At 66.0% G+C, this 24,223-nt stretch carries 25 protein-coding genes; 13 read left to right on the forward strand and 12 right to left on the reverse strand.

What is annotated here, in order from left to right:
• Nucleotides 1-3: 3 nt before the first annotated feature.
• The 7 genes from SOM47_RS15605 to SOM47_RS15635 all read right to left on the reverse strand — a co-directional run bounded on the left by SOM47_RS15605 (nt 4) and on the right by SOM47_RS15635 (nt 6,235).
• Entirely contained in the window at nt 4-885 is an 882-nt protein-coding gene (locus SOM47_RS15605; RefSeq protein WP_320506105.1) for a CorC family transporter, read from the reverse strand.
• A gap of 110 nt (nt 886-995) precedes the next feature.
• Nucleotides 996-1,550 carry a hypothetical protein gene (locus SOM47_RS15610; protein ID WP_042614393.1) on the reverse strand — a complete coding sequence of 185 codons (555 nt, stop codon included), beginning with the start codon at nt 1,548-1,550 and terminating at the stop codon, nt 996-998.
• Between the two features lie 92 nt (nt 1,551-1,642).
• On the reverse strand, nt 1,643-1,837 hold the full coding sequence (locus SOM47_RS15615) for a hypothetical protein (protein WP_042614394.1): 195 nt from the start codon (nt 1,835-1,837) through the stop codon (nt 1,643-1,645).
• 79 nt (nt 1,838-1,916) lie between these two features.
• Nucleotides 1,917-2,402, reverse strand: a complete 486-nt coding sequence (gene ybeY / locus SOM47_RS15620; RefSeq protein WP_320506106.1) for an rRNA maturation RNase YbeY — start codon at nt 2,400-2,402, stop codon at nt 1,917-1,919.
• Nucleotides 2,399-3,385 (reverse strand): PhoH family protein, encoded by a 987-nt coding sequence (locus SOM47_RS15625; protein ID WP_192083894.1) that lies wholly within the window; start codon nt 3,383-3,385, stop codon nt 2,399-2,401. Before SOM47_RS15625 ends, ybeY begins: the two co-directional genes overlap by 4 nt.
• 227 nt (nt 3,386-3,612) lie before the next feature.
• A complete protein-coding gene (gene miaB, locus SOM47_RS15630) occupies nt 3,613-5,034 on the reverse strand; it encodes a tRNA (N6-isopentenyl adenosine(37)-C2)-methylthiotransferase MiaB (protein ID WP_320506107.1) in 1,422 nt (473 codons plus the stop codon).
• Between the two features lie 580 nt (nt 5,035-5,614).
• Nucleotides 5,615-6,235 (reverse strand): glutathione S-transferase family protein, encoded by a 621-nt coding sequence (locus SOM47_RS15635; RefSeq protein ID WP_320506108.1) that lies wholly within the window; start codon nt 6,233-6,235, stop codon nt 5,615-5,617.
• A gap of 75 nt (nt 6,236-6,310) precedes the next feature.
• Here SOM47_RS15635 and SOM47_RS15640 point away from each other — a divergent pair, with 75 nt between their 5' ends.
• From SOM47_RS15640 to SOM47_RS15670, 7 genes are all read left to right on the forward strand, one after another.
• Nucleotides 6,311-7,285: a helix-turn-helix transcriptional regulator gene (locus tag SOM47_RS15640; protein ID WP_320506109.1), complete on the forward strand. Its 975-nt coding sequence runs from the start codon at nt 6,311-6,313 to the stop codon at nt 7,283-7,285.
• 47 nt (nt 7,286-7,332) lie between these two features.
• Nucleotides 7,333-8,292 carry a lytic transglycosylase domain-containing protein gene (locus SOM47_RS15645; protein ID WP_320506110.1) on the forward strand — a complete coding sequence of 320 codons (960 nt, stop codon included), beginning with the start codon at nt 7,333-7,335 and terminating at the stop codon, nt 8,290-8,292.
• Nucleotides 8,293-8,442: 150 nt separating this feature from the next.
• Entirely contained in the window at nt 8,443-9,063 is a 621-nt protein-coding gene (petA, locus tag SOM47_RS15650) for a ubiquinol-cytochrome c reductase iron-sulfur subunit (protein ID WP_320506111.1), read from the forward strand.
• Nucleotides 9,063-10,322 carry a cytochrome b gene (locus tag SOM47_RS15655; RefSeq protein ID WP_101100016.1) on the forward strand — a complete coding sequence of 420 codons (1,260 nt, stop codon included), beginning with the start codon at nt 9,063-9,065 and terminating at the stop codon, nt 10,320-10,322. The genes petA and SOM47_RS15655 overlap by 1 nt, the downstream gene beginning before the upstream one ends.
• Complete coding sequence (locus tag SOM47_RS15660) at nt 10,315-11,064, forward strand: cytochrome c1 (protein WP_320506112.1); 750 nt, start codon at nt 10,315-10,317, stop codon at nt 11,062-11,064. Before SOM47_RS15655 ends, SOM47_RS15660 begins: the two co-directional genes overlap by 8 nt.
• Before the next feature lie 162 nt (nt 11,065-11,226).
• Nucleotides 11,227-11,862, forward strand: a complete 636-nt coding sequence (locus SOM47_RS15665) for a glutathione S-transferase N-terminal domain-containing protein (RefSeq protein ID WP_320506146.1) — start codon at nt 11,227-11,229, stop codon at nt 11,860-11,862.
• 77 nt (nt 11,863-11,939) lie between these two features.
• The gene (locus SOM47_RS15670; protein WP_192083885.1) at nt 11,940-12,410 is read left to right on the forward strand and encodes a ClpXP protease specificity-enhancing factor; all 471 of its coding nucleotides are present in this window, start codon (nt 11,940-11,942) and stop codon (nt 12,408-12,410) included.
• 40 nt (nt 12,411-12,450) lie between these two features.
• Here SOM47_RS15670 and SOM47_RS15675 read toward each other — a convergent pair whose 3' ends face one another.
• The 4 genes from SOM47_RS15675 to SOM47_RS15690 form a co-directional block, all read right to left on the reverse strand.
• The gene (locus SOM47_RS15675) at nt 12,451-12,801 is read right to left on the reverse strand and encodes a DUF3301 domain-containing protein (protein ID WP_182655452.1); all 351 of its coding nucleotides are present in this window, start codon (nt 12,799-12,801) and stop codon (nt 12,451-12,453) included.
• 606 nt (nt 12,802-13,407) lie between these two features.
• Nucleotides 13,408-14,346 carry a DUF2272 domain-containing protein gene (locus SOM47_RS15680; protein WP_414715820.1) on the reverse strand — a complete coding sequence of 313 codons (939 nt, stop codon included), beginning with the start codon at nt 14,344-14,346 and terminating at the stop codon, nt 13,408-13,410.
• A gap of 85 nt (nt 14,347-14,431) precedes the next feature.
• Nucleotides 14,432-15,298, reverse strand: coding sequence for a carboxylating nicotinate-nucleotide diphosphorylase (nadC, locus tag SOM47_RS15685; protein WP_320506113.1), 867 nt, complete (start codon nt 15,296-15,298; stop codon nt 14,432-14,434).
• Nucleotides 15,295-15,564, reverse strand: a complete 270-nt coding sequence (locus tag SOM47_RS15690; RefSeq protein WP_042614172.1) for a Trm112 family protein — start codon at nt 15,562-15,564, stop codon at nt 15,295-15,297. The genes nadC and SOM47_RS15690 overlap by 4 nt, the downstream gene beginning before the upstream one ends.
• Nucleotides 15,565-15,622: 58 nt before the next feature.
• Between SOM47_RS15690 and purE the strand changes: the two genes are divergently transcribed.
• Together purE and SOM47_RS15700 are read left to right on the forward strand one after the other, a co-directional pair.
• Nucleotides 15,623-16,126 (forward strand): 5-(carboxyamino)imidazole ribonucleotide mutase, encoded by a 504-nt coding sequence (purE, locus tag SOM47_RS15695; protein ID WP_057508690.1) that lies wholly within the window; start codon nt 15,623-15,625, stop codon nt 16,124-16,126.
• Nucleotides 16,123-17,271, forward strand: a complete 1,149-nt coding sequence (locus tag SOM47_RS15700) for a 5-(carboxyamino)imidazole ribonucleotide synthase (protein ID WP_320506114.1) — start codon at nt 16,123-16,125, stop codon at nt 17,269-17,271. The genes purE and SOM47_RS15700 overlap by 4 nt, the downstream gene beginning before the upstream one ends.
• An 87-nt stretch (nt 17,272-17,358) precedes the next feature.
• Here SOM47_RS15700 and SOM47_RS15705 read toward each other — a convergent pair whose 3' ends face one another.
• Entirely contained in the window at nt 17,359-17,940 is a 582-nt protein-coding gene (locus tag SOM47_RS15705; RefSeq protein WP_320506147.1) for a superoxide dismutase, read from the reverse strand.
• Nucleotides 17,941-18,062: 122 nt separating this feature from the next.
• On the opposite strand from SOM47_RS15705, the gene grxD reads away from it, so the two are divergent.
• The 4 genes from grxD to ppnN all read left to right on the forward strand — a co-directional run bounded on the left by grxD (nt 18,063) and on the right by ppnN (nt 24,166).
• Complete coding sequence (gene grxD / locus SOM47_RS15710) at nt 18,063-18,383, forward strand: Grx4 family monothiol glutaredoxin (RefSeq protein ID WP_042614176.1); 321 nt, start codon at nt 18,063-18,065, stop codon at nt 18,381-18,383.
• A complete protein-coding gene (locus SOM47_RS15715) occupies nt 18,380-19,129 on the forward strand; it encodes an SDR family NAD(P)-dependent oxidoreductase (RefSeq protein WP_320506115.1) in 750 nt (249 codons plus the stop codon). Before grxD ends, SOM47_RS15715 begins: the two co-directional genes overlap by 4 nt.
• Nucleotides 19,130-19,371: 242 nt before the next feature.
• Nucleotides 19,372-22,665, forward strand: coding sequence for a TonB-dependent receptor (locus SOM47_RS15720; RefSeq protein ID WP_320506116.1), 3,294 nt, complete (start codon nt 19,372-19,374; stop codon nt 22,663-22,665).
• 109 nt (nt 22,666-22,774) lie between these two features.
• A complete protein-coding gene (gene ppnN, locus SOM47_RS15725) occupies nt 22,775-24,166 on the forward strand; it encodes a nucleotide 5'-monophosphate nucleosidase PpnN (RefSeq protein ID WP_042614179.1) in 1,392 nt (463 codons plus the stop codon).
• The last annotated feature ends 57 nt before the right edge of the window (nt 24,167-24,223 follow it).

Consider the following 24,223-nt stretch of genomic DNA (forward strand, 5'->3'; position numbering starts at 1 on the left):
GGTTCAAGCGTTTTCCTGCTCGTCCGCCGGCAGCACGGTCACGTGGAAGGCCTGCACGCGACGTGCGTCGGCGCGGGCAACACGGAACATGAAGCGGTCCAGGGCCAGCTCGTCGCCGATTTCCGGCAGGTGGCCGATGGCTTCGGTGACCAGTCCGCCGATGGTGTCGTAGTCGTCATCGGGGAAGGTGGCGCCGAAGCGCTCGTTGAAATCGCCGATGGCAGTCAGCGCATCCACCACGTACTGGCCGTCGGCCTGGATGGCGATGCCGGCGGTCGGATCTTCGGCTTCGTCGTGCTCGTCGTCGATCTCGCCGACGATCTGTTCCAGCACGTCCTCGATGGTGACCAGCCCGGCGACACCGCCGTACTCGTCGACCACGATCGCCATGTGGTTGCGCGAAAGGCGGAATTCCTTCAGCAGCACGTTCAGGCGCTTGGCTTCGGGGATCAGTACCGCCGGCCGCAGCAGCTCGCGGATGTTGCCCGGACCGTTGTCGGCGACCACCCCGCGCAGCAGGTCCTTGGCCAGCAGCACGCCGAGGATGTCGTCCTTGTTGTCGCCGTGCACCGGGAAGCGCGAATGGCCGGATTCGACCACCTGCTGCATCAGCTCCAGGAACGGGGCCTCCACCGGCAGCGACACCATCTGCGAACGCGAGATCATGACGTCACCCACGGTCAGGTCGGCGACCGAAATGGCACCTTCCATCATGCGCAGGGTGTCGGCCGCGATCAGGCCGTCTTCGTGTGCTGTGTGCAGCACCGCAACGAGCTGGTCGCGCGTATGCGGTTCACCGGAAAACGCAGCACCCAGGCGTTCAAGCCAGCTGCGTCTCTTCTCACTGTGCTCCTGTGCGGAGCTTGTACTGTCGTCTTCAGACATCTCGGGAAAAAAGGCACCCGGCAGGCCGGGCGATGGACGCAGTCTAGCAGGATGGCGCGACCTGCAACGCGTCTGCCGCCGACGCCCGGGGCAGGGCCCGAAGGCCGTGTTCAGCCCTCTGCAGACGCCGTCGGGGCGGGGGCGGTCGCTTCTTCCGCCGGCAGGTCCAGGCTGTAAGTGCAGCCCGCCAGGGTCTGCCCAGGATGGCTGCGGACGGTGGACACGCTGAGGATGATCGATTCGATCATCGGCTCACCGGTCCTCGGATCGGTGGTGTCGCGGCTGACGACTTCACGCCCGGCCATGAACTTGCCGTCGGCGTCGTAGGCGGTCTCCAGCTTCAATTCACCGGCCAACGGCCGCGGATCGGCCAGATCGAGCACGGCCATGACGCTGGCGCCGGCCAGCGCGATGTGGTCGGTCTGCCGGCCGAACACCGTGGCGGGGTTGGCCAGGCGGAATTCGGTCATGAACTGGTTCTGCTGTGGCATCGGCTGCAGGCCGAGTGCGACTGCCCTCAACGGATCGGCGGTGGCAGCGCCAAGGGCGGCATGCTCGGCGATTCCCTGGCGGCACTCGACCAGCGCCGGAATGTCCACGCCGGCGGCGGCGCCCGGCAGTGCAGGCAACAGGAGCAGCAGGGCGATGCGGGCGGGCAGTGTCATCGGAAATCAACGGGCGTGCGCTGGGCAGGATTCCCGATGATAGCGGCACCGCCGGTAACGACCAACGGTGTCCTGCCAGGCGTGCTGTCTGGTCAGCGCAGGCGCTGCTCGCTGCGGGTCCACCAGCGCCAGGCCGGGCCGGCGGCCAGGACAGCCCCGACGGTACCCAGTGCGGTCACCGCCATGCCGCTGTTCGGCGAGAGCGGCAGCCAGCCTGCACCGAGCGCGCAGGCCGCGCCGAGAACGAGCAGCAGGGGAGCGACGGCGGTCGGACGTTGTTCCAGCATCACAGCCTTCCTGGCATGAAATCGACGCGGGATTGAAGCACGAACGCCATGGCCTACGGAAGAGCCGTCAGCGACAGCTTCAGCGCTCGCCGGCATAGGGATCGGAAATGCCGAGCTCGGCCAGGATCCCGCGCTCCAGCTGTTCCATCGCGTCGGCTTCCTTGTCGTCCTCGTGGTCCCAGCCGAGCAGGTGCAGCACCCCGTGCACGGTAAGGTGCGCATAGTGGGCGTTGAGCGCCTTGGCCTGTTCGTCGGCTTCGCGTGCCACCACCGGCGCGCAGATCACCAGGTCGCCCAGCAGCGGGAACTTCACCCCCTTCGGCAGGCCTTCGGGCAGTTCGGCCGGGAAGCTGAGCACGTTGGTGGCGTAATCCTTGCCGCGGTAGTGGCGGTTGAGGGATTGACCTTCCTTGGCATCGACCAGCCGGATGGCAAGATCCGCCTCGCGGATGCGGCCTTTCAGCGCCGCCGCCACCCACTTCCGGAAACTCACCGCCGAGGGCAGCCCGGTGCGGGGCAGGGCGTAGCTGACCGCGACATCAAGGCGGACCGGACCCTTGGTCATGGGGTGGCTCCGGGCTGGATTTCGTGCAGGTCGCGACGGTCGTATGCGGTGACGATACGGGCCACCAGCGGATGGCGCACGACATCGCGGGCCTCCAGGAAGGTGAAGCTCACCCCTTCGACATCACGCAGCACGTCGATGGCATCGCGCAGGCCGGACTTCACATGCTTGGGCAGGTCGGTCTGGGTCAGGTCGCCGGTGACCACGGCGGTGGAGCCATAGCCCAGCCGGGTCAGGAACATCTTCATCTGTTCGATGGTGGTGTTCTGTGCTTCGTCCAGGATCACGAACGCGTCGTTGAGCGTGCGGCCGCGCATATAGGCCAGCGGCGCGATCTCGATCACGTTCTTTTCCAGCAGCTTGACGACTTTCTCCACGCCCAGCATTTCATACAACGCGTCATACAGCGGGCGCAGGTACGGGTCGACCTTCTGGGTCAGGTCGCCGGGCAGGAAGCCGAGCTTCTCGCCGGCTTCCACTGCAGGGCGCACCAGGATCAACCGCTGCACGCGCGATTCGTTCAGTGCTTCCACCGCGCTGGCCACGGCCAGGAAAGTCTTGCCGGTACCGGCCGGGCCGATGCCGAAATTGATGTCATGCGCGGCGATCTGGTGCAGGTAGCGGGCCTGGTTGGCACCGCGTCCGCGCACCGTGCCGCGCTTGACCTTGATCGCCACGTCCTGCGCCTCGTAGGCGCGTTCGGCGATGTGCTCCACGTTGGCCTGGTTCAGCCGCAGGTGGATGGCCTGGCTGTCGAAGGTGACTTCGGCGGCCTCTTCGTACAGGGCCTCGACCAGCTTCTGGGCTTCGGCGGCGGCTTCGGCCGGTCCGGTGATGCGGAACACGTGGGCGCGGTTGGCGATCTCTACGCCGAGTTTCAGTTCGATCTGGCGCAGGTGGCCATCGAAGGGGCCGCTCAGATTGGCAAGCCGTTCGGTGTCTTCCGGGGACAGGGTGAAATCGCGATGGGCAAGTGCGGTCATTGCATCAGGCGGCACCGCCGGGACGACCGTGCCGCAGGGCTTGGAATGGGACAACAGAGTAGCGCTGTCATGCACGGACCGCCACCGCATCGCGGCTCCGGCCTGCTTTCCACAGGCACTGTGGGCGGGCATGCGAAGAAGGTGTGGATAAGCCGCGCAAAGCCAGTGAGGAGAACGCTGGCGAGGTGCTGGTCATTTCCTCGCCAGCGCAGCGCCTGCCGGACCGCTCAGGCGCGCTCCACCACCCGTCCGCGCAGCGAATTGGCGTACGCCTCGGTTATCAGCACATCGACGAACTGACCTACCAGCCGCGGCGGTGCGGCGAAGTTGACCGTGCGCATGTTCTCGGTCTTGCCGCTCAGTTCGTTGGGGTCCTTGCGCGAAGGACCTTCCACCAGTACCGACTGCACCGTGCCGACCATGCGCTCGGAGATTCCGCTGGCATGCTGGTTGATGCGCGCCTGCAGGCGCGTCAGCCGGGCGTGCTTTTCCGCGTCGCTGATCGTGTCTTCCAGGTCCGCCGCCGGGGTGCCCGGACGACGCGAATAGATGAAGGAAAAACTCTGGTCGAAGCCGATGTCTTCGATCAGTTTCATGGTCTTCTCGAAGTCCGCGTCGGTCTCGCCCGGGAAGCCGACGATGAAATCCGAGCTGATCGAGATATCCGGGCGCACCGCGCGCAGCTTGCGGATCTTCGACTTGAATTCCAGCGCGGTGTAGCCGCGCTTCATCGCCGACAGCACGCGGTCGCTGCCCGCCTGCACCGGCAGGTGCAGGAAGTTGGCCAGCTGCGGTACGTCGCGGAAGGCGTCCACCAGCGAATCGCTGAACTCAAGTGGATGCGAGGTGGTGAAGCGGATGCGCCCGATGCCGTCGATTTCGGCGATGGTGCGGATCAGCAGTCCCAGGTCGGCGAACTCGCCTTCGCCGTAGGGGCCACGGTAGGCGTTGACGTTCTGGCCGAGCAGGTTGATCTCACGCACGCCCTGCGCGGCCAGTTCGGCCACTTCCACCACCACGTCCTCGAACGGGCGGCTGACTTCCGTGCCGCGGGTGTAGGGCACCACGCAGAACGAGCAGTACTTGGAGCAGCCTTCCATGATCGACACGAACGCCGACGCGCCTTCGGCACGCGGGGCGGGCAGGTTGTCGAACTTCTCGATCTCCGGGAAGCTGATGTCGACCTGCGGACGGTTCTGCTCGCGACGTGCGCGGATCAACTCCGGCAGGCGGTGCAGGGTCTGCGGCCCGAACACCAGGTCCACGTAGGGCGCGCGCTTGATGATCGCTTCACCTTCCTGCGAGGCCACGCAGCCGCCCACGCCGATGATCACGTCGCGGCCGTTGTTCTTGAACGCCTTCCAGTTGCCGAGCTGGCTGAAGACCTTCTCCTGGGCTTTTTCGCGGATGGAGCAGGTGTTGACCAGGATCACGTCGGCCTCTTCGGGCCGATCGGTCAGCTCCAGCCCGTCGCTGGCGGCGAGCACGTCGGCCATCTTGGCCGAGTCGTACTCGTTCATCTGGCACCCGTGGGTCTTGATGTACAGCTTGCCGCGCACCGTGCCGGGCTTGCACGGCCCGGTGGGCAGGGCAATCAGCGGGGTATCGCCCGCAGCGGCGGGCAGGAAGACGTCTGGCGTCCCGGTCATGGCGATCAATCCAGGCGGGTGGGGTGATGGCCCCGTAGTTTACCGGAGCCACGGCCCCGGTAGCGCCGCCCCATGGCCGGCGGGATTCCGCCGAGCACGGCTCGGCGCTACCGGTCGGCGAAGGTAGCGCCGACCCATGGTCGGCGAGCGCAGCGGGCCGTGGGCGTCCGGAATCCGCCGAGCACGGCTCGGCGCTACCGGTCGGCGAAGGTAGCGCCGACCCATGGTCGGCGAGCGCAGCGGGCCGTGGCATCGGGAATCCGCCGAGCACTGCTCGGCGCTACCGGTCGGCGAAGGTAGCGCCGACCCATGGTCGGCGAGCGCAGCGGGCCGTGGGCGTCCGGAATCCGCCGAGCACGGCTCGGCGCTACCGCGTCGGCGAAGGTAGCGCCGACCCATGGTCGGCGAGCGCAGCGGGCCGTGGGCGTCCGGATTCCGCCGAGCATGGCTCGGCGCTACCGCGTCGGCGAAGGTAGCGCCGACCCATGGTCGGCGAGCGCAGCGGGCCGTGGGCGTCCGGAATCCGCCGAGCACGGCTCGGCGCTACCCGCCGCTGGCCAGCGGGCCGTGCGCGCGGGCGTCAGGCCGCCGCAAATCCCGCGTCCAGCGCTTTTCCGCGCAGAACAGCCGGATGTGCGGCCATCCGGGCGATGTACGCCGCCGTCGCCGGACCGGGCTGCAGCAGGCCGAACCCGCTCATCCAGCCCAGCGCGCTGCCCCACAGGAAGTCCGCTGCGGACAGGCGCTCACCCAGCAGGTAATCCCCCCGCTGCAGCTGCTCTTCCACCACGGCCAGCACGGTTTCCGCATCCACATAAGGCGATATGCCGCGAGGCGCCGGATCGCGCTTCATCGCCTTGTCGACCATCGCCGGCTCGAAACACGAACCATAGAACGCCAGCCAGCGCAGGAACGGACCGCGCAGCCGATCACCTGCCGGTGGGGCCAGCCCGGCCTCCGGGTACAGCTCGGCCAGGTACTGGTAGACCGCGACCTGCTCGGTCACCAGCACGCCGTCATGCACGATCGCAGGCACCTTGCCCATGGGATTGAGGGCAAGGTAAGCCGGCGCCAGGTTGTCGCCTTCCTTCAGGCTGAGCAGTTCCAGCGCGTAATCCGCGCCGAGGGCTTCGAGCAGGACCAGCACCCCGCTCGAACGCGACGGGGAGGCGTGATACAGGGTGACGTGGCGCGTGGTCATGGTCGAGATCCAGTGGAATGAGCAGCCATGGTGGCGCACTATCGCGGACAACTTCTGACCTCGATAGCCCGCGCTATGTCGCATACCGCCCATCGCCTGTTGCGCCTGATCGCCCTGCTGCAGGCCCGGCAGCACTGGTCCGGGGGCGAGCTCGCCGAGCGCATGCAGGTAGACCAGCGCAGCATCCGCCGTGACATCCAGCGGCTGCGGGAGCTGGGCTATCCGGTGCGGGCATCTTCCGGGGTAGGCGGGGGCTACCGGATGGGCGCCGGCGGACCGTTGCTGCCGCTGCTGCTGGAAGAAGAAGAGGCCACCGCCATCGCCCTGGCCCTGCGCGCGGCGGCCTCCAGCATGGCCGGCATGGAGGACACCGCGCGTTCGGTGTTGACCAAGCTGGACCCGCTGGTGCCCAGCCGCCGGCGCCAGCAGGCCGGCGAGATCCATGCCGCCACGGCCACCCTGTCGCAGAAGCCAAGCGTCGACGGCCAGCTGCTGGGCAAGCTGGCGGTGGCCTGCCGGCAGGCCGCGCCGCTGGCCTTCGATTACCTGAGCCATGGCGGCGCAGCCACGCATCGCCGGGTCGATGCCCAGCATCTGGTGAACTACGGCCGCTGCTGGTACCTGCTGGCCTGGGACCACGGCCGGGCCGACTGGCGCACCCTGCGCGTGGACCGTATCAGTGGCCTGCAGTCGTTGCCCGGGCAGGGCATGCGTCGCGCGTTGTCGGTGCCGCCGGAAGTGGCGGTGCACCAGGCGGTCAGCCAGGCGCCCTTCGTGCTGAAGGCCCACGTGCACCTGCCCGGGTCGCTCGAACAGTTGGCCCCGCAGGTGCCACCGTGGTGCGGTGTGCTGCAGGAAGGGGGGCCGGGACACTGCATCCTGCACGTCGGGGCCGACACGCCTGCGATGCTGGCCAGCCAGATCCTCAGCCTGGGCATCCGGCCCCTGCGCATCGAGACGACGCCTGCGGCGCTGCGTGCGGAGATGGTCGCCTGCCTGGACGGGCTGGCCGCGGTGATGGCCGATGCGGGAGCTTCACGCCCGGTTTGAGTGGAACGTGCTTGGCAAGGGCCGCACAAGCTGGGACACTCGCGCCCATGAAGGGGATCTTGGGGATCGCGGCGCTCATCGTTGCTGCACTGGTTGCCGTGCCGGCCAGTGCCGGCAATCTATACAAGTGCGTCGGTGCTGACGGCGTGCCCAGCTATGTCAGCAAGCGCTTGGCCGGGGCCCAATGCAGCGTCATCAGCTACACCCGCGACAGCCGCGCGCCACGACCGGTGGTGGCCCCTGCAGCGCCGGTTGCGGTGGCCGCTCCGCGTGAAGCGCCGGCCGCCGGCGCGGTCCCGGTCGGGATGATGGGCGCGGCCACGGCGGTCGCCAGCACCACCGCCGCGGTGATCGCTTCACCTTCCGTCACCCCGGCAGCGGCCCCGGTCGCAACGCCCAAGCCGCAGAACAAGGCAGGGCGCGTGGTCAGCGGCCAGGTCTATTCCTACATGCAGGACGGCGTGCGTCATTACACCAGCGCACGTCCTTCGCGGCAGGTCGCCAGCCTGGAACAGGTGCGCACCATCCGTTACAGCTTCATCGAGCGGTGTTTCGCCTGCGGCACCCGGCCGGGTGTCAATTTCGGCTCGGTACGTCTGAACACCACCGCCTTCCAGGCGGAGATCGCCGCGGCGGCCCGCCAGTACGGCGTGGAAGAAGCCATCGTGCGCGCGATCATCCATGCCGAGTCGGCCTACAACCCGACCGCGCTCAGCCGCGCCGGCGCGCAGGGCCTGATGCAGCTGATGCCGCCGACCGCCGCACGCTTCGGCGTCACCGACTCCTATGATGCGGCGCAGAACATCCGCGGCGGGGTGCAGTACCTGTCCTGGTTGTTGAAGCGCTTCAATGGCGACCTGACGCTTGCCGCCGCCGGCTACAACGCTGGCGAAGGCGCGGTGGACCGGCATGGCGGCGTGCCGCCCTATAGTGAAACGCGCTACTACGTGCAGCGGGTAGGGCAGCTTGCCGAACGCTACCGGGGAGCGCTGGCAAGCAACCAGTAGCTGCACGGCCGGTCCAGCGGCGTCGCGCTGCTGCATTGGCACATTGACCGCGACAAACGTTTCGCTACACTCGTTTCAGATTCAAAGCAGCCTGGCCCCCACCAGGTTGCCGGCAGCCTTAAAGCTACCTAATCAATATCGGAGTGCCGGATGGCCAACGATGGGGTATACGATCCAGTGAACCATGGACGTCGCCGTTTCCTTTCTGCCACCACGGCGGTGGTCGGTGCAGTCGGCGTCGGTTTCGTCGCAGTTCCTTTCATCAAGTCCTGGAATCCCAGTGCGCGTGCCAAATTGGCCGGTGCACCGATCAGCGCTGACATCAGTGCCCTGCAGGAAGGCCAACGGCTGATCCTGGAGTGGCGCGGGCAGCCCATCTGGATCGTCAAACGGTCCAAGGCGGTGCTCGAGGCGCTGCCGGGCCTGGATGGCCGGCTGAAGGATCCCGAATCCAGCGTCCAGGACCAGCAGCCCGAGTATGTGCTGAAGGAAAACCCGGAGCTGCGCTCGATCAAGCCGGCGGTGTCGGTGCTGGTCGGGCTGTGCACGCACCTGGGGTGTTCGCCGGAAATGGTCGCCGAGATCCGCCCCGAACCGTACGACGCGCAGTGGAAGGGCGGTTATTTCTGCCCCTGCCACAAATCGCGTTTCGACATGTCCGGGCGGGTCTTCAATGATGTGCCGGCCCCGACCAACCTGCTGGTGCCGCCGCATCACTACCAGGATGACAACACCCTGATCATCGGCGTGGACCCGGAGGGAACTGCCTGATGGCCAACATCCTTGCCCGCACCGCCAGCGGTGTCGCCGAGTGGGTCAACGCGCGCGCGCCGGGGCTGATGCCGGTGTACCGCAAGCACGTCAGCGAGTACTACGCGCCGAAGAACTTCAACATCTGGTACTACTTCGGCTCGCTGGCGATGCTGATCCTGGTTAACCAGATCGTCACCGGCATCTTCCTGACGATGCACTACAAGACCAGCGCGGCCGAAGCCTTCGCTTCGGTCGAATACATCATGCGCGACGTGGAGTGGGGCTGGCTGATCCGCTACATGCACTCCACCGGTGCCTCGCTGTTCTTCATCGTGGTCTACCTGCACATGTTCCGCGGGCTGCTGTACGGCAGTTACCAGAAGCCGCGCGAACTGGTGTGGATCCTCGGCATGCTGATCTACCTGGTGCTGATGGCCGAAGCCTTCATGGGCTACGTGCTGCCGTGGGGCCAGATGTCGTTCTGGGGCGCGAAGGTGATCATTTCGTTGTTCGGCGCCATTCCGGTGATCGGCAACGGACTGACCGAATGGATCATGGGCGACTACCTGCCCAGCGACGCCACGCTCAACCGGTTCTTCGCCCTGCACGTCATCGCCCTGCCTTTGGTGCTGCTGCTGCTGGTGGTGCTGCACCTGGGCGCTCTGCACGAGGTCGGGTCGAACAATCCCGATGGCGTGGAGATCAAGAAGGGGCCGAAGGGCAACCGCTGGTCGCCGACCGCGCCCACCGATGGCATCCCGTTCCACCCGTATTACACGATGAAGGATGCGGTAGGGGCCGGATTCCTGCTGGTCATCGCCGCCTTCATCATCTTCTTCGCACCGGCCTTCGGCGGGCAGTTCCTGGAGCACGACAACTTCACCGAGGCCAACCGCCTGGTGACCCCGGAACACATCAAGCCGGTCTGGTACTACACCCCCTACTACGCGATGTTGCGGGTGATCCCGAACAAGCTGGGCGGTGTAATCGTGATGTTCTCGGCGATCGCGATCCTGTTCCTGGTGCCCTGGCTGGACAAGTGCAAGGTCAAATCGGTGCGCTACCGCGGCTGGATTTCCAAAGTGATGCTGGGCGTGCTGGTGGTGTGCTTCATCTGGCTGGGGGTGATCGGTTCCGGCCCGGGTACGGCGGTGTGGGAAACCTGGGTGGGTCGGGTGCTGACCTTCCTGTATTTCGCCTTCTTCCTCACCATGCCGATATGGACACGACTGGACAAGACCAAGCCGGTACCGGAAAGGGTGACCACGCATGACTGAGCGCTGGATGGTGCGGATGGCCCTGGTGGCCACGATGCTGCTGGCAAGCGGCCTGGTCGCTGCCGCCGAGGGCACGGCGAAGATGCTGCAGGCCGGCAACGACCTCGGTGATCGCGCGTCCCTGCAGCGCGGCGCGCAGCTGTACATGAACTACTGCTCCAGCTGCCATGCGCTGAAATACCTGCGTTACTCGCGCATGGCCGCCGACCTGGGCCTGACCGAAGAAGAGGTGATGAACAACCTCAACTTCACCGGCTCGGCGATTGGCGATCCAGTGCCGGTAGCGATGCCGAAGGCCGAAGCGGAGAAATGGTTCGGCAAGATGCCTCCAGATCTCAGCCTGATCTCGCGGGTGCGCGGGCCGGACTGGGTCTACACGTATCTGAAGTCGTTCTACCTGGACAGCAGCCGCCCGTTGGGCTGGAACAACACCGTGTTCCCCAATGCCTCCATGCCCAATCCGCTGTGGCAGATGCAGGGCCTGCAGCATGCCGTGCATGGCAAGCCGGAAGCGCCGGGGCTGGACCCGCCGGTGCTGGCATTGGAGCTGCGCGCGCCGGGCAATGTGGATCCAGGACACTACGACCAGGCCGTGCGTGACATCACCAACTTCCTGGCCTACGCCGGCGAACCCGCTGCGCTCAAGCGCCAGCAGCTGGGTGTCTGGGTGGTGCTGTTCCTGGCCTTCCTGACCTTCCTGCTGTACCTGCTGAAGAAGGATTACTGGAAGGATGTCCATTGACGGCTGCGGCATGCGCGGTCGTTTGCGTTGATGCATGGCCCAATACCCTTGGCCTATTGGCTTTTGTGAGCGTCGGTTGCACACTCGGGAAAGAGTCGACTGTCGGAAATGGTCCGGCAGCGCCGATGCGGCAGGCGGACTCCTGTCGTTGGAGAGCCTTTGATGGCGGCGAGCGTACGCATGCGTAATACCCTGACGCTGTTTTCCTCGAACGACGATGTGCTCTGTCACCGGGTACGTCTGGTCCTTGCGGCCAAGGGCGTCACCTATGACTTTGTGCCGGTGGATCCGCAACATCCACCTGAAGACCTGATCGACCTCAACCCCTATCACTCCGTGCCCACTCTGGTGGAGCGCGAGCTGGTGCTGTATGCGGCGTCGGTGGTCAGCGAATATCTTGATGAGCGCTATCCGCATCCGCCGTTGATGCCTGTCGATCCGCTGTCGCGAGCGCGCATCCGCCTTGCGATGTTGCGCATCGAGCATGACTGGGTGCCGCAGGTGCAGGCCATCCAGCTGGGCAACAAGACCCAGGCCGAAGCCGGCCGCAAACGATTGAAGGAACTGCTGACCAGCGCGGTGCCGCTGTTCAAGGCCAGCAAGTTCTTCCTGAATCCTGAAATGACCCTGGCCGACTGTGCGGTCGCGCCGATCATCTGGCGCCTGCAGGCGCTGGATGTGCCGCTGCCGAAGGACGGCAAGGCGATCGAGGATTACGGCAACCGGATCTTCCGCCATCCTGGCTTCATCCGCAGTCTGACCGAGCAGGAAAAGAAGCTGCGCGACCTGCCGGGCTGACCGCACTTCCCGACTGTTTACCCAACACTTCGCCCGCTCCCCTGCCACGCAGGGGGGCGTGCGCGTACACTTCACGCATGACTGACGAATTCTTCCGGATGACCAGCCACCGCCCGTACCTGTTGCGCGCCCTGGTGGAATGGATCAATGACAACCAGCTGACCCCGCACATCCTGGTGGATGCCGGCGTGGCTGGCGTGCAGGTGCCGCCGTCCAGCATCAAGGACGGCCGCGTGGTGTTGAACATCGCCGAACGTGCGGTGGTGGGGTTGGTGATCGACAACGAGTCGGTCAGCTTCTCGGCCCGTTTTTCCGGCGTGAGCTTTGCGGTGCAGGTGCCAATCAGCGCCGTGCTGGCCGTATACGCGCGCGAGACCGGGCAGGGCATGGCGCTGCCTGACGACATCATCGGTGCGGAGTCGGCCGAGGATGAAGTGACGCTGGAAGACGTGTCGGCCGAGGCCGACGGTACGCCGGATGACACGCCGCCGGACGGCAATCCGCCACCGCGCCCGTCCGGCCGTCCGCAGCTGCGCGTGGTGAAGTAATCCTGACGGAGGAGCGGCGATGGCCGCTTCCTTCGCGCCCTCAGACGTCTTCGGCGTCATCCACGTCGGGGCGGATCGCGCTGATCCGCGCCGCGCCGGGACCGCTGAAGGACACCAGTTCATCGCCGCGCAGGACCATTCTGCCTACATGGCGATCGATGCCGTCATACGAATATTCGAACTTGAAGGTGCGCTCGAAGCAGAGGCGGCCGTCGTCGCCGCGTGCCACTTTCAGGCCGATCGCATGCACGCTTTGGTCCAGCCACTGCACATCGGCGGCCTTGCAGGCGTTGCGCCCGAGCACGCCGGCACGCTCGGCTGCCGCGCGCGACGAATTCCAGAAGGCGTAGCCACAGGCGCCGACGATCATCAGCAGGATCAGGGTGGGCATGGTCGGCGTACTGATTGAAGTAGGAACCCACAAGATGGTGCAGTGGGTGGCGTAGTTCAAGCGTCGCGCTGCGCGCGGGCTTCGAAGCGAACGTCAACGTCAACAGCTGCAGGGCTTTGTGCTGGCGGGGCGGGGCAGCTGTGCAGGACACGCCGCAAGTACGTCCGTGTAGGCTCGCTTTTCGCATCCATGCGAAAAGACGGTCCTGCGCAGCTACCCCGCCCCGCCTTCGACAGGTCCATGGTGGCCTGGGTAGCGCCGACCCATGGTCGGCGGCTCTTTGCTGACCGCCCCGGACAGATTCCGCCGACCATGGGTCGGCGCTACCAAGCCTCATGGGCCCGTCTGGTGGAGGGAGCCCCTGAGTCAGGGGCGGCCGCGAAGCGGCGGGGTGTGGGTGTTGGTGAGACGGGGCCCGCGGTTTGCGCAGCAAGGCGTGGGAGCGGCAGCGCGAATGCGATGGCGTGTACCCGCGCCATGGATGGCGCGAAACGAGGCCCGCAGGAGCGGCTTTTGCCGTCCCCCGCCCAGCCGTGCCGCCTGGCCCACCTCCAGCTGCGGCTTCAAACAGCAGCCACCCGCGAGGGGGTATCACCCGTTCGACCCTCACTCCGTAGGCGCAGCCACCGGCATAGGCGCCTGCATCGGCGCGGCCGCCGTCAGCTTCAACAGCGCCGCCCAATCCTGCCGGTTGAAACTGCATTCCTCTTCGCGCCCCGGCGTGCACGTCGGGGCGATCCCATCCGGCTCGGCGTCGCGCCTGGTCGGCAGTTCGATGCGGCCACTGCGGTCGAGCATCAGCATGCGCATCGCTACCGTATTGAGGACGTTGCCGCCGACCAGGTACAGGGTGCGGTCGCCGCCCATGTTGGCCGACACCACGACCTCGCAATGCGACTTCCAGTGCCCCACCGAGCCGTTGCCCAGCGCCTGCACCAGGCCGGTGTAGGTCAGGGTCTGTCGGCGGTCACGCAGGAAGCACAGCAGGTCGCCGACGGCGGGTTTTTCCGCTGCCGGATCGGCAAGACGATAGGGTGATGCGCCGTTGTAGGCGGCACGGATGTAATCGATGTGGCGCGGGGAGGCGTTGAAGCCGGGAACCCCGGCGCGCACCATTACCCAGGAAATGAAGGCAGCCGACCAGGGGTTGTCGATCAGGAAGGCGCGGCAGTCGCTGTCGGTGTAGCGCGAGCCCAACGGGGCGATGCAGCTGCTGGCGCCGGGAATGGCGCCCATCGCATTCAAGGTGCCGCTGTCGCGCCAGTAACCAGAGACCCGTCGCCAGGCAATCAGGCCGTTGTCGGCAAGGTGCTCATTCTCCGCTTCGGTCACCGCCAGGCTGGCGGCGCGCCCTTCGCGGTCGATGAACGGACGGAACCACAGACGGTGTTCATTGCAGGCGGTCTGCCGGATGGACAGCGCGAGCGGACTGAGTCCATAGGGTGGCGGCACATCGCAGGCTTCGGCGGCCGCAGCGTCAGTGCTGACGCTGGACAGGCCGAGCGCGGAGAAGGGCAACAGGCAGGCAAGCAGCAACCGGCGCATGCGGTGCTCCGCAGAAGGGGGATGGGCGAAGCGTCTCAGTGTGCACGTGAAAAACGGGTGCACCTGCGGTTGACTCAGGCCCCTCTCAGCCCGGTGGCGGGCCGAGCTTCAGCGACAGGTCGATGGCCTGCACGTGCTTGGTCAGGCCGCCGATGGAAATACAGTCCACGCCATCTTCGGCAATCGCGCGCAGGCCTTCCAGGCCGACGCTGCCGGAGACTTCCAGCGCAATGCGTCCGGCGGTGATGCGTACGGCTTCGCGGCGCAGCGCGGCCGGGAAGTCATCCAGCAGGATGCGATCACAGCCGGACAGAAGTGCCTGCCGCAGCTGGTCCAGGTCTTCCACTTCCACCACCAGCGGCAGCTGCGGCCACATTGTGCGCGCCGCATCCACCGCGGCCGGCAACGAGCCAGCGGCGCGGATGTGGTTTTCCTTCAGCATCACCGTGTCGTACAGGCCGATGCGGTGGTTGTCGCCGCCGCCACAGCGCACCGCGTACTTCTGCGCCAGGCGCAGGCCGGGCAGGGTCTTGCGCGTGTCCAGGATGCGGGTGCCGGTGCCGGCTACCGCCGCGACATGGCGCGCGGTGATCGTCGCGGTGCCGGACAGCGTCTGCAGGAAATTCAGCGAGGTGCGCTCGGCGCTGACCAGCGAGCGGTTGCGCCCGTGCAGCAGCGCCAGCACGGTGCCGGAGGTCACGGCCTGGCCTTCGCTGACCTGCCAGTCGATGCGCACCTGCGGATCCAGGGCCCGATGGGTGGCATCGAACCAGGGGCGTCCGGCGATCACCGCGTCCTGCTTGCACAGCAGGTAGGCGCTGTCGGCATGGTCGGGAAGCAGCGCGGCGGTGACATCCCCGCTGCCGATATCTTCGGCCAGCGCACGCGCCACGTCGGCGGCGACCTGCGCCGGATCCGGCGCGATCAACGCGCCCGCGGCGGCCGTGCTCATGCGGAAGGGAAATCCGCGATCTGCGCGGTGGCGATGGCTTCTTCGGCCAGCAGCACCGGGATGCCGTCGTCCAGGCGGAACACCTGCTTGCGGTCGCGGGTCACCAGTGCCTGGCGCAACGGCTGGGCGAGCGGATTGCCGTCGGCCTTGTTGACGGTACCGGCACCGATGGCGCGGTTGAGGGCTTCCAGGCCCTTGGCATCCAGCAGGGACAGGGGCTGGCGGGTGTCGGGCGATACCAGCAGGTCAAGCAGCTTGCGATCCATGGTTCTTCGTCTTGCGTGGAAGACGGCTAGAATACGTCTTTAAGGCAGGTGACGGCCAATGACCCCCAACCAATCCGCGCCGCTCGTCGGCATCGTCATGGGATCCCGCTCCGACTGGGAGACCATGCAGCACGCCGCCCAGAAGCTTGAAGCGCTGGGTGTTCCGTTCGAAGTGAAGGTGGTCTCGGCCCACCGCACCCCGGACGTGTTGTTCGACTACGCCGAACAGGCCGGTCCGCGCGGCCTGCGCGCGATCATTGCCGGTGCCGGTGGCGCCGCGCACCTGCCGGGCATGATCGCCGCCAAGACCGCCGTGCCGGTACTGGGCGTGCCGGTGCAGTCCAAGGCGCTGAACGGCATGGATTCGCTGTTGTCCATCGTGCAGATGCCGGCCGGCATCCCGGTCGCCACCTTCGCCATCGGCAATGCCGGCGCCTCCAACGCGGCGCTGTTCGCCGCGGCGATGCTGGCCAGTGACCAGCCGGCCATCGGTACGGCGCTGGATGCCTTCCGCGCACGCCAGACCGAAGAGGTCATGGCCCACGACGATCCGCGTCAATGAGCACGAAGACCGTTGGCATCCTGGGCGGCGGCCAGCTGGCCCGCATGATGGTCCTGGCCGGTGCGCCGATGGGCCTGCGCTTCGAACTGTTCGATCCGGCCGCCGATGCCTGTGGCGGACCGCTGGCGCCGCTGACCGTGGCCGCGTTCGATGACCGCCAGGCCTTGGCCGCGTTTGCCGCCAAGGTGGACGTGGTCACCTTCGATTTCGAGAACGTGCCGGCAGACAGCGCGCAGTGGCTGGCCGAGCAGGTGCCGGTGTATCCGCCGCCGTCGGCACTGGCCGTGGCACAGGATCGGCTGAGCGAGAAGACGCTGTTCCAGCAGCTGGGCATTCCGCTGCCGCCGTTCGCCGACATCGCCAGCCGCGACCAGCTGGCCGAAAAAGTCGCCGCGTTCGGCTTGCCGTGCATTCTCAAAACCCGCCGACTGGGTTATGACGGCAAGGGACAGTTCCGGCTGCGCAGCGAGGCGGACATCGATGCGGCATGGGACGCGCTGGGCGCGCAGGTCGACAAGACCGGCCTGATCCTTGAGGGGTTCGTGGCCTTCCAGCGCGAAGTCAGCGTGGTGGCCGTGCGCGGCCGCGACGGCAGCTTCCAAGCGTATCCGGTCACCGGCAACTGGCATGTCGATGGCGTGCTGTCGGCCAGCATCGCGCCGGCCCGCTTGTCCGATGCCGAGCAGCAGGCGGCGATCGGCTATGCCCGTACCCTGGCCGAACACCTGCAGTACGTGGGCGTGTTCGCGCTGGAGCTGTTCTGCCGCGATGGGGAACTGCTGGCCAACGAGATGGCGCCGCGCGTGCACAACTCGGGCCACTGGACCATCGAAGGCAGCGAAACCTCGCAGTTCGAAAACCACCTGCGGGCGGTGCTGGGCCTGCCGCTGGGCGATACGCGCATGCTGGGGCATGCCTGCATGCTCAACTGGATCGGTGCGATGCCGGATGCGGCGCCGGTGCTGACGCAGTCCAGCGGCCATTGGCATGACTATGGCAAGCAACCGCGTGATGGTCGCAAGGTCGGCCATGCCACCCTGCGCGACGACGACGCATCCGCGCTCGCGTCGGCATTGGAGCGGGTAGGCGAAGCGCTGGGTCGACAGGCTCAGGTGGCCCCGGCCATCCAGGCCTTGCGCGCCTGACCGGTAGTGACGGCCGCTGGCCGTCATTCAATGGTGGGGTGACGACCGTTGGTCGTCACGGCGTGCCGCTGCCTTCGGGGCTACCCCTCATCCCGGCATCTGCTCTGCGGCGAATTCCCAGTTGACCGCCTTCCACCAAGCGTCCAGATAGCGCGCACGGTCGTTCTGGTAATCCAGGTAATACGCGTGTTCCCACAGATTGCAGGCCAGCAGCGGCATGCTGTGGCTGGTCAACGGCGTGGCGGCGTTGCGGGTGACCACCACGGCCAGGCTGCCGTCCGGATGCAGCACCAACCACGCCCAGCCGGCACCGAACAGGCCCAGCGCCGCGTCATTGAACGCCTTGCGCAGGCTGGCGGTGTCACCGAAGCAGCGCTTCACCCGATCAGCCAGCCGGCCCACCGGATCGCCACCGCCGCGCGGCCGCAGGCTCTGCCATTGGAACTGCAGGTTCCAGGCTTGGGCGGCCGCCTCGAACAGCGCGCCCTGGCTTTCGCGCACGATCTGCTCCAGCGGCGCATCCTCCCACTCGGTGCCCACGATCCGTGCATTCACCTGATCCACGCAGGCGCGCTGGTGGTGCCCATGCTGCAGCGCCACCGACCGTTCGGACAGATGGGGTTGCAGGGCGCCGGGCGAGTAGGGAAGGTCGGTCAGTTCCATGGGCAGGTGATAAGGGACGGGAAGGGGAAGCGCCGGTGGTCGGTTCCATCGGCTTACAATGACGGCTACTGTGGGAAGTCTAGCCGACCGTCGCGGTCGGATTCGCCCATCCAGGAGGCAGTGTGGTTGTGGCAGTGATGCAGCAGATCCAGGCCGAAGTCGATCGTTACCCCCTCGTGCTGTTCATGAAGGGTACGCCGCAATACCCGATGTGTGGCTTTTCCAGCCGCGCGGTGCAGGCCCTGATGGCCGCCGGGGCGGTGTCCCTGCGCACCATCAACGTACTGGAAGAGCCGGAAATACGCGCCAACCTGCCGCGCTTTTCCAACCTGCCGACGTTCCCGCAGCTGTTCATGCACGGTGAGCTGATCGGAGGCTGCGACATCGTGATGGAACTGTTCGAAGCCGGCGAGCTCAAGCGCATCGTCGAAGAAGCCTCGGTTGCATGAGCGGGGCCGCGTCGCCTGACGCCGAATCCGGCGCGCTCGAAGGCCGGGTGATCCTGGTGGTCGGCGCCGGTGGCGGGCTGGGCAGCGCCGCCTCGGTGGCCTGCGCGGCGGCCGGGGCCACGGTGATCCTGCTCGGGCGCAAGCCGCGCCGGCTTGATCGGGTCTACGCCCAGGTGCAACAGGCCGGACCGGAGCCGCTGCTCTACCCGCTGGACCTGGAAGGCGCCACCCCGGACGATTTCGCCGAACTGGCCAGCCGCGTGCAGGCCGAGCTGGGCCGCTTGGACGGCATCCTCGTCTGCGCTGCGGACTTCCCGGGTTTGACCCCGTTCGAGCTGGCCGAACCGGCTGCGTTTGCCCGCTCCCTGCATGTCACGCTGACCGCGCCCGCCCTGCTGGTACAGGCCTGCCTGCCGCTGTTGAAGCAGCGGCAGGATGCGGCGGTGGTGTTCTGCCTGGACGACCCGGCACGGGTGGGGGCCGCCTATTGGGGCGGGTACGGCGTGGCCCAGCATGGGCTGCGCGGGCTGCTGGCCAGCCTGCACGACGAGTTGAAGCAGGGACCGGTACGCATTGCAGGGCTGCAGCCGGCCCCGATGCGGACCGCGCTGCGAGCCCGCGCATGGTCATTGGACCAGGATGATGCGGCCGGCGGGCCGGGGGCGGCTGCCGCCGAGGCGATCGTGCTGCTGTCGCCGCAGGGCTTGACGTGGCGCGGAAGCGTGAAGGCCGTCAACCCTGAATAGCGTGTTTCGTGAGCCGAACCTTCACGGGGAGTGAAGGAATCGTCACGATTGGGTTGCGATAAGGCCGCCGCTGTCGCACTACCGTCACATTCGGATCGTACCGTGTTAATCTATTGTTAACCGTTGCGGCAGCTGCCGTTCACGGTTGGGAACCCCAGATAACTGTCCGAGCAGCCGCCCGCAAGGCTGCCTGGACGCGCTTTTTTGTCCGCCATCGCCAACTCCCATCGAGGCTACCCTAGATGAAACACACTCTCCGGATGTCCAAGCTCACCCTTGGCCTCTTGACCGTGCTTGCTGCCGCTCCTGCCTTTGCCCAGAACACTTCTGCCGGCGTCGCTGGTCAGGTTACGTCCTCGGTGGGCGCGCCTGTTGCCGGCGCTGAAGTCACCATCACGCACGTTGAGTCCGGTACGGTTTCTCGTGCAACCACCGATGCGTCTGGTCGTTACAACGCGCGAGGCCTGCGCGTGGGTGGTCCTTACACCATCACCATCACCAAGTCCGGTGAAGGCACCAAGACCGAGCAGAACGTGTTCCTCAGCCTGAGCCAGACCAATACGGTCAACGGCTCGCTGGGCGGCGACCTGACTGCAACCACGCTGGAAGCGGTGCAGGTCATGGCCGTTGCGGGTGGTTCGGATCTGTTCAGTGCCAACAAGATGGGCACCGGCAGCTCGGTGTCGCAGGAACAGATCGAAGCATTGCCGTCGATCAACCGCAACATCCAGGATTACGTTCGTCTGGATCCGCGCATCAGCCAGAGCGACAAGTCGCGTGGCGAGCTGACCGTTGGCGGCCAGAATCCGCGTTACAACGCCATCCGCATTGATGGTGTGAACACCAGCGACACCTTCGGTCTGGAATCCAACGGCTTCCCGACTCTGCGTCAGCCGGTTTCCATGGACGCGATCGAAGCGATCAACATCGATGTTGCCAACTACGACACCACGATCACCGGCGCAACTGGCGCTGTGATCGATGCAGTGACGAAGTCGGGCACCAACGAATTCCATGGCTCGGTCTACGGCACCTACCGTGACAAGGACATGGTAGGTGATCATCCCGATACCGATGCCAAGTTCACCGGCTTCGAGGATGAGAAGACTTTCGGCGCCACCTTCGGCGGCCCGATCATCAAGGACAAGTTGTTCTTCTTCGCCAATTACGAGAAGTTTGAGCGCAGCCGTGCAGCGTCTTCGTACGGCCCGCGCGGTTCGAACGCCGTCAACGAGATTGACATCGATCCGGCTTTCATCGCCGAAGCTCAGCAGATCGCGCAGAGCGTCTATGGTGTCGACCTCGGCACGTCCGATGCGCCGACCGAGACTAAGCAGGAAGTCGAGGAATACGCCGCCAAGATCGACTGGAACATCAACGACGACCACCGTCTGTCGGCTCGCTTCTCGAAACTGGAGCAGACCGACCCGAACCTGGGCGGCAGCAGCCTGTCCACCGGTTATTCCGGCCACGGCATGTCGACCACCGGTCCGGCCTTGGCGCTGAGCAGCCGTTGGTTTGATGTGACCAAGGAAGTCGAGACCAGCGTCGTTCAGCTGTTCAGCGATTGGAGCGACAATTTCTCGACCGAGTTCAAGGTCGGTCGTCGCACTTACGACTCCCTGAGCAGCGTGTACTCGCGCCTGCCCTCGATCGTGATCGGCAGCGGCCCGGCCAACGGCAACGTGCCGCCGCCGTACCTCGTCGCTGGCGCCGACGAATTCCGTCATGGCAACCAGATCAACACCGAGACGACCACCGCCTACGGCGCGGCGAACTGGTATGTGGGTGACCACACCATCAAGTTCGGTTTCGACTGGGAATCCAACGACATCTACAACCTGTACGCTCAGAACATCTGGGGTACCTACGGTTTCGCCAACCTGGACGATTTCCGCAACGGCCGTTACCAGGTGTATGACCTGAACGCGCCGGTTCCGGGCCAGGACCTGAGCTCGGTGGCGATGCAGTACAAGCATAAGAACGCCGGTCTGTTCGTGCAGGACACCTGGGCTGTCAACTACAACCTGAGCCTTATGTTCGGCTTGCGCGTGGACATCCCGGACCTCGACGCGGTGCCGGTGCATAACTTGCTGGTGCAGGAAATCTACGGTTACGACAACCGCGAAACGCTCGATAAGGCGCTGGTGCAGCCGCGCTTCGGTTTCAACTACACCTTCGACAGCGATCGTCCCACCCAGCTGCGCGGCGGCGTGGGCTTGTTCCAGGGTGCTGCGGCCAATGTCTGGGTTGGCAACTCGTACCAGAACAGCGGCTTCGGGCTGATCGGCTACAACGCACGTGCTGCCGGCCTCACCCCCGCCCAGCGTGAAGCGATGTGGGCGAGCCTGCCGGTCTCCCTGGATGTGGACAGCCCGACGGTTCCGTCGCCGGCCGGTGGTTACACCTCGCTGGTCAACCTGATGGACAAGGGGATCCGCCAGCCGTCGGTGTGGAAGGCCAACCTGGCCTTTGACCATGAGCTGCCGTGGTACGGCATCACCGGCTCGGTCGAGTTGCTGTATACCAAGGTCAAGGATGCGATCGCGTTCGAACGCCTGGATCTGGGCAATGTGAATGCCGTGCGCGGCCAGGATGGTCGCGACATGTACTGGAGCAATCCCTATGCTGGTACCGGTGTCCGCGCCGGTAGCAATGCCGGTGTCGCTGCCGCGGCTGATGCCATTCCGGGCTACGAGAACATCACCGGTTGGCACAACGATGGCGTGATCCTGCTGAAGAACACCGACAAGGGTCGCAGCACGCAGTTCACCGCGAGCCTGAGCAAGCCGCTGACCGACAACTGGGGCTGGTCGCTGGGTTACACCTACACCGACGCCACCGAAGTCAGCCCGCTGACCTCCTCGCGTGCCATCTCCAACTGGAACGGCGTGATCGGCGTCAACCCGAACGATGCGGTGGCCTCGACCTCGAACTACGAGATCAAGAATCGTGTCACCGGCAGTCTGCAGTTCCGCAAGGCGTTCTTCGGGGACAACGACACCACCTTCTCGCTGTTCTACGAAGGACGTTCGGGCCTGCCGTACAGCTGGCGCTTCCTGAACGATGCCAACGGCGACGGCTACAGCAACGATTCGCTCTACGTGCCGGCGGGCCGTGGCGATGTGCTGTTCACCGGTGGCGCCGCGATGGAAGATGCTTTCTTCGAGTTCCTCGACGGTGAAGTCGATCTGTCGCGTTTCGCAGGTGGCATCGCTCCGCGCAACAGCGCCCATAACAAGTGGGTCAACACCTTCGACATCCGGATCAGCCAGGAATTGCCGGCCTTCTTCGAGGGCCACAAGGCCGAGATCTGGGTGGACGTGATGAACGTCGGCAACCTGCTGAACAAGGACTGGGGCAAGGTCAGCTACGCTTCGCCGTTCAGCGGCCGCGGCGCGGTCAATTTTGCCGGCATCGACCAGGCCACCGGCAAGTACATCTACAACTACAACGCCAACAACGTCACCAAGGTCAATCTGACTGATTGGGAATCGCGTTGGTCGCTGCAGGTTGGCTTCCGCTACAAGTTCTAATGAGTAGCGGTACCTGATGTGAATGGAAACGGCCGGGGAAACCCGGCCGTTTTCTTTTTCATGGGGGCAGCGCTACAGTCGGACACCTTGAGGAAGCGAAACGTTGGACATGACCACGACGATTGAAAAGCCGGCACGTACGCTGCCGGTGCAGGACGCGCGGATCTACCCGCGCGGTGGGCTGGATGTGCTGTCCCGGGCGGAAGTCGCGCGCCTGCGCGATGCCTCCGGTGGCGGAATGCACGAACTGCTGCGCCGGTGCGCGCTGGCCGTGCTGACCAGTGGCAGCGCCTCGGACGACCCGCGCGCGGCGCGTGACCTGTACCCGGATTTCGACATCCAGGTTGCCCAGCAGGACCGCGGCGTGCGCATCGACCTGGCCAACGCGCCGGCGATGGCCTTCGTCGACGGCGAGATCATCCGTGGCGTGGCTGAGCTGCTGTTCGCGGTGGTCCGCGACCTGGCCTACATGGCCATCGAAATGGGCCCGGCCTACGCGGCCGAGCTGGAATCCTCGGACGGCATCACGAATGCGGTGTTCGGGCTGCTGCGCAATGCGCGCATCCTCAATCCGGGTGACCCGAACCTGGTGGTCTGCTGGGGCGGCCACTCGATCGGCCGTGACGAATACCTGTACACCAAGCAGGTCGGCTACGAGCTGGGCCTGCGCGGGCTGGACATCTGCACCGGCTGCGGCCCGGGCGCGATGAAGGGCCCGATGAAGGGCGCCACCATCGCCCATGCCAAGCAGCGCAAGAGCGTGTCGCGCTACATCGGTCTGACCGAACCGGGCATCATCGCGGCCGAGTCGCCGAACCCGATCGTCAATCACCTGGTGATCATGCCGGACATCGAGAAGCGGCTTGAAGCCTTCGTGCGCATCGGCCACGGCATCATCGTGTTCGCCGGTGGCGTGGGCACGGCAGAAGAGATCCTGTACCTGCTGGGCATCCTGCTGCGCGAAGAGAACAAGGACCTGCCGTTCCCGCTGATCCTGACCGGCCCGACCGTGGCCGCGCCGTACTTCGAGCAGATCGACCGCTTCATCCGCCTGACCCTGGGCGATGCGGCTGCCGAGCGCTACCAGATCATCATCGGCGACCCGTCGGCCGTGGCGCGCAAGATGTCGGCCGGCATCAAGCAGGTGCGCGAACACCGCCTGGCGCAGAAGGACTCGTTCTTCTTCAACTGGTCCATCGACATCCCGTGGGAGTACCAGCAGCCGTTCGAGCCCACGCATGAAGCGATGGCCGGACTGGACCTGCACCACGGCCGTGCCCCGCACGCCCTGGCGGCCGACCTGCGTCGCGCGTTCTCCGGCATCGTGGCCGGCAACGTGAAGGAAGACGGCATGCGCCGGATCGAGGAGTTCGGGCCGTTCCAGATCCATGGCGACGCCGACATGATGCAGGCGCTGGACGCGCTGCTGCGCGCCTTCGTCGACCAGCGCCGGATGAAGATCTCCGGCGAGTACAAGCCGTGCTACCAAGTGGTCACCTGACGGATCGGCAGGCAGGGTAGTGACGGCCGCTGGCCGTCATCCCTTGCCCCGGGTGGG

Source organism: Stenotrophomonas sp. CFBP8980 (genome assembly GCF_034046095.1).
GTDB lineage: Bacteria > Pseudomonadota > Gammaproteobacteria > Xanthomonadales > Xanthomonadaceae > Stenotrophomonas > Stenotrophomonas lacuserhaii.